This is a genomic window from Mycobacterium sp. IDUB_19 (genome assembly GCF_055419445.1).
Genome location: NZ_JBVAXR010000086.1, coordinates 1 through 4,914 on the forward strand (window position 1 = coordinate 1; position 4,914 = coordinate 4,914).

Annotated in this window: 4 protein-coding genes; 2 read left to right on the plus strand and 2 right to left on the minus strand. The window is 65.8% G+C overall.

What is annotated here, in order from left to right; genetic code table 11:
* Positions 1-683: 1-acyl-sn-glycerol-3-phosphate acyltransferase (locus ACZY0B_RS26685; RefSeq protein WP_463767241.1), on the minus strand; the 683-nt coding region annotated here is incomplete at its 3' end.
* 153 nt (positions 684-836) lie between these two features.
* Between ACZY0B_RS26685 and ACZY0B_RS26690 the strand changes: the two genes are divergently transcribed.
* A complete protein-coding gene (locus tag ACZY0B_RS26690) occupies positions 837-1,691 on the plus strand; it encodes a phytanoyl-CoA dioxygenase family protein (protein WP_463767242.1) in 855 nt (284 codons plus the stop codon).
* 19 nt (positions 1,692-1,710) lie between these two features.
* On the opposite strand, the gene ACZY0B_RS26695 is transcribed toward ACZY0B_RS26690, so the two are convergent.
* A complete protein-coding gene (locus ACZY0B_RS26695) occupies positions 1,711-3,156 on the minus strand; it encodes a serine/threonine-protein kinase (RefSeq protein WP_463767243.1) in 1,446 nt (481 codons plus the stop codon).
* Positions 3,157-3,262: 106 nt separating this feature from the next.
* On the opposite strand from ACZY0B_RS26695, the gene ACZY0B_RS26700 reads away from it, so the two are divergent.
* Positions 3,263-4,648, plus strand: a complete 1,386-nt coding sequence (locus ACZY0B_RS26700) for an FAD-binding oxidoreductase (RefSeq protein ID WP_463767244.1) — start codon at positions 3,263-3,265, stop codon at positions 4,646-4,648.
* Positions 4,649-4,914 lie beyond the last annotated feature (266 nt).

The window sequence follows — 4,914 nt, forward strand, 5'->3', positions numbered from 1 at the left end:
GGTCGCAGCACCTCGGTGACGATCTTTGTCGGCAGCGGGATGTTGACCGGCAAGACGACACTCGGCCCGAACGGGAAACCGAACGTTATCGGCAGGATGTTCGTCCGAAAAAGCTTGCGCTCCAGCTTGGTGAGCCGAAGCAAACGCGCGAGCCACGTGCCGCGGCTCAAGAACAGTTGCTCTTCCTGACCACCGATTGAGACAGCAGGAACGATCGGGACGTTCGCCTCCAAAGCCGTCGTTACATAGCCTGTTCGGCCGTCGAAATTGATGACATTCTCCCGCAGGGTCGGCCGGTAGACGTCGAAGTCGCCGCCCGGGAAGACCAAGACGACGGCACCGGCGGCCAGTGCCTTCGCGGCGTTCTCGCGCGTCGCCCGAATCACTCCGGTGCGCCGGAGGAAGTCCGCCGCCGGCCCGGCGAACACAGTGTCGAAGGCGAGTGCATAGAGCGGACGATCGTAGCCGTACCTGTCGTAATAGCCGACCGCGAACACCGACAGGTCAAAGGACGTAAGGCCGCCAGAATGGTTCCCCACCACCAGGGATGCACCGGGTGGGAGGTTGTCGAGGCCCCGGACCTCCGAACGGAAATAGTGCTTGACGATCGGCCGGGTCAGCGCGACGACGTGCTCGGTCAGGCCACGGTCCCATTTGTCGACGTCGGTGTGGGTATCGCCCATTGTCTTCCTTAACTCACCGCTCTGTGAGGTTGCGATGACGCTACGCCGACCCGAAAGGGCGTGTTAGGGACTTTTGTCGTTACTGCGGCTCACAGCTGAAGACCACCACCAAGCACCTTGACCGGCGGTCACGTCAGGTCCACTGTCGATTACATGGGCATCGACGACGACCCCGTCACGACGCTGGACGACCTCAAGAACGACTTGGCGGGCCGGCACAAATGGACGCCGACCAGCGGCGCCTCCGTGGACCCCGCGCTCGTCGACACCGACGTGGCGGCCCTCGACCGCAACGGCTACGTCATCTGGGAGAACCTGCTCAGCGCGGACGAGTGTCAGCAGATCCACGATCTCGTCGACCCCTGGCTCGGGCATACCGGCCGCAACTCCTTCGAAGGACGGCGCACCCAGCGCATCTACAGCGTGCTGAGCCGGACGCGCGGGTGCGACCGGCTGGTCGATCATCCGCGGGTGCTGGCGGTGCTCGATCGGCTCCTGATGCCCAACTACCTGCTTTCGGCGTTGCAGGCCATCAACATTCAGCCCGGAGAGGCTCCGCAGCTGCCCCACCACGACGACGGGTTCTACCCGATTCCGCGGCCGCGGGCGCCGTTGACCGCCGCGACGATCTGGGCGATCGACGACTTCACCGCCGACAACGGCGCCACGGTGGTTATCCCCGGCAGCCATCGCTGGGAAGCGCGTCCGCCCGGCCCCGACGATGCCCCGCTGCCCGTCGTCATGCCCGCCGGCTCCTGCGTCGTCTTCGTCGGAACGCTGTGGCACGGCGGCGGCGCCAACACCACCGATGCCGCGCGCCTTGCCGTCACCGCCCAATACTGCCAACCGTGGCTGCGGCCGATGGAGGCCTTCACCCTCTCGATACCGCGCGACGTCGCGCGAACGGTCTCCGAGGACATCCAACGCATGATCGGCTACAGCATCCATCCGCCGTTCGTCGGCGCCGTCGACGGCCTGCACCCGTTAAGGCTGCTCGAGCAGCCTTAACGCGTCGCGCCCGCGGATGTTACGACGCGGTGGCGTACTGCAGCACCCGCTCTGACGAATCGACGTGGCCGTTGCTGATGATTCTCAGCCGATCCGGACGGACCTCGTAGACGACGCCGTCGACCGGGTTGGTGACATCGAATCCGTCCGCGACGCGCTCCGCGTTCGACAGTTCGATGTGGGCACCGTCGCGGATGCGTTCGCCGCGGTAATAGTAAGTGCCGCTGAGGTTTTGGCACACCACCGCGAGCGACTTCCTGGTGCGCACCACGGCGGCCGGTGGATTCCCCGGGTCACATCGAGCCGTTTCGCCGACGAACCCCAGCCCGTCGGCACCTTTCACGGGCGATGACAGCGTGGGCGTCTTGGGCGGCGGCGCGGCCGATGGAGCCGGCGACGCCGCCGTCGTCTGGGGCGACGAACCATGGTCATCGTTGCCGAAAGCCGATATCACCGCCAGTATCAAACCGGCGACCAAAACCACCACCGCGGCGGCGGCCAAAACCAGCGGCGCGCTGACCTGGGCGACACGACGCGGAGGCGCGTCAGGCGTTGCTGCTGACGGCGCGTACGGGCTGTACCCGGAGTCGTCCGGATTTGGATAGACCGCCGGGAAAGGTCGCGTGCGAGGAAGCGGACTCCCGCCGGCCGCGGCAGCAAGCGGCTCGTAGGCCGGGGACACAACTTCTCTGGCCGCCCGGGCGAACTCACCTGCAGATGCATACCGCGCCCCGGGCTCCTTTGCCATCGCGCCCGCGATGACGTCGTCGAGGCCGCGGCCGATGCCCCGGCGCATGATGCTGGGCCGGGGCGGTGGCGAGAAGAGGTGCGCGTCCCTGACCTCCTGTTCCGTTCCCTCGAACGGCGGTTGACCGGTGACGCACTCGTAGAGCACGCACGCCAGCGAGTAGACGTCCGTCTGTGGCCCAATCCGGCCGCCGCTGAACCACTCTGGCGCCCGGTAGGCCAATGAGCCCGGACCCGCAACGCCGAAGTCGATGAGGTAAGCGAAGTCGTCCCGGGTGAGCAGCACATTTTCCGGCTTGATGTCGTCGTGCACCAGCCCGGCCGCATGTGCGGCATCCAGCGCCCGCGCCATCTGCCCGGCGATCGACGCCGCGCGCGAGGGTGCCAGCGCGCCGTGCTCGCGCAACAAATCCCTGAGGCTGCCGCCGTCCACCCACTGCATAGCGACGAAAAGCACCCCGTCGATTTCACCAACGTCGTACACCGGGATGACATGCGGCTCCTGTCGCTGCGCCGCTATCCCAGACTCTCGCCAAAAGCGTTGCTGGAAGCCAGCACTGCGAGCAGTCTTCGCACGCAAAAGCTTTAAAGCGACCATCCGGTCGTTAACCGTGTCGTAAGCCTCGAATACATCACCCGTGTCGCCCGTGCCGAGCAGCGATCGCAGCTCGTATGGCCCGAACCGCGTGCCGAGACGCGAGCGGTAGGAGGAGAACAAGGAGCATTCCTTCCGCCGACTCAACAATCGTCAGCCCGGCGGGTTCCCCATTTCGGCCTCGACGTAACGTGCGTCGGCTCACGCCGCGAAGTTCTACAGTGCGTTCATGAGCGACATCACGGCGCGGCTCGCGGAAATCGTCGGCAACCACAACCTGCTGACCGGCGACGCAATCCCCGACGACTACTGGCACGACGAGGAGTTGACGCATCCGCCGCAGCAACCGGCGTACGTCGCTAAACCGGCCACCACCGAAGAAGTGGCACAGCTGCTGAAAGTGGCCACGGAGCAGCAGATTCCGGTGACGGCCCGCGGATCCGGGACCGGCCTGTCGGGCGCGGCCACACCGCGCGAGGGCGGGCTGGTCATCTCCTTCGAGCGGATGAACGCCGTCCTCGAGGTCGATGCGACCAATCAGGTCGCGGTCGTCCAACCGGGGGTGACGCTGATCGAGCTGGATGCGGCGACCGCACCGGAAAACCTGCGCTACATGGTCCAACCCGGCGAGCTGTCCTCCAGCGTCGGCGGCAATGTCGGCACCAACGCCGGCGGGATGCGCGCGGTCAAGTACGGGATCGCCCGCCATAACGTGCTCGGGCTGCAAGCCGTGCTGCCGACCGGCGAGATCATCCGCACCGGCGGCAAGATCGCCAAGGTGTCCACCGGTTACGACCTGACCCAGCTGATCGTCGGCTCCGAAGGCACCCTGGCCCTGGCCACCGAGGTGATCGTCAAGCTGCACCCGCGGCTCGGCCACAGCGCCACCGTGCTCGCCCCGTTCGCCGACTTCGACCAGGTGATGGAGGCGGTGCCCCAGGTCATCGCCAGCGGCCTGGGGCCCTACATCCTGGAATACATCGACAACATCACGATGGCCGCGCTCGTGCACACCCAAAATCTGGAACTCGGCATTCCGGACCAGATCCGCGACAGCTGCCAAGCGTATCTTGTTGTGGCACTTGAGAACCGTACCGAGGACCGGCTGGACGAGGATGTCGAGCGGGCCGGTGAGCTGCTCGCCGAGCTGGGCGCCCTGGATGCCTATGTGCTCGAAGGCGGTTCGGCGCGCAAGCTGATCGAGGCGCGCGAGAACGCGTTTTGGACACTGAAGGCGGTCGGCGCAGACGACCTGATCGACACCGTCGTCCCGCGTGGCGCGATGCCGAAATTCCTTGCCGCCGTGCGCGGTCTGGCGACCGCGGTGGGTGGCGGCGCGGTGGGCTGTGGTCACGCCGGCGACGGCAACGTGCACCTGGCCATCTTCTGTAAGGATCCCGACACCCGCAAGAAACTCTTGACCGACATCTTCGCGCTCGCCATGGAGTTGGGCGGCGCGATCTCGGGCGAACACGGCCTCGGCCGCGCGAAGGCCCCTTACTGGCGCGAGCTCGAAGACCCGGTCAAGATCGACCTGCTGCGCCGCATCAAGCAGAGCTTCGACCCGGCCGGGATTCTCAACCCTGATGTCGTCTTTGCTGCAGAGCGCGAGTGACCCCGGGCAACACCGCATCACCGATTCGGATTCATTTGCGAATCGCTATCACACGAGCAGTCTCGTATAGCCGAGAAGCCACGCCATAACGACCCGAAGACATTTCGGCGAAATCGTCGAAAGGGTAGCTATAGCGGACGCCTCGGCCCGCAATGTGGCTTATCCTGCATCCGATAACCGAACACGACAGGACGGGAAATGTTCTCACTGACACGACGCCGATCCGCGGTGGCCGTGTTGGCGACTGTCGGGTTGCTCGTGTTCGG

Bases quoted from the DNA above. Each gene is read 5' to 3' on its own strand.
- ACZY0B_RS26700 (WP_463767244.1), top strand. From the start codon at position 3,263: ATGAGCGACATCACGGCGCGGCTCGCGGAAATCGTCGGCAACCACAAC.
- ACZY0B_RS26690 (WP_463767242.1), top strand. From the start codon at position 837: ATGGGCATCGACGACGACCCCGTCACGACGCTGGACGACCTCAAGAAC.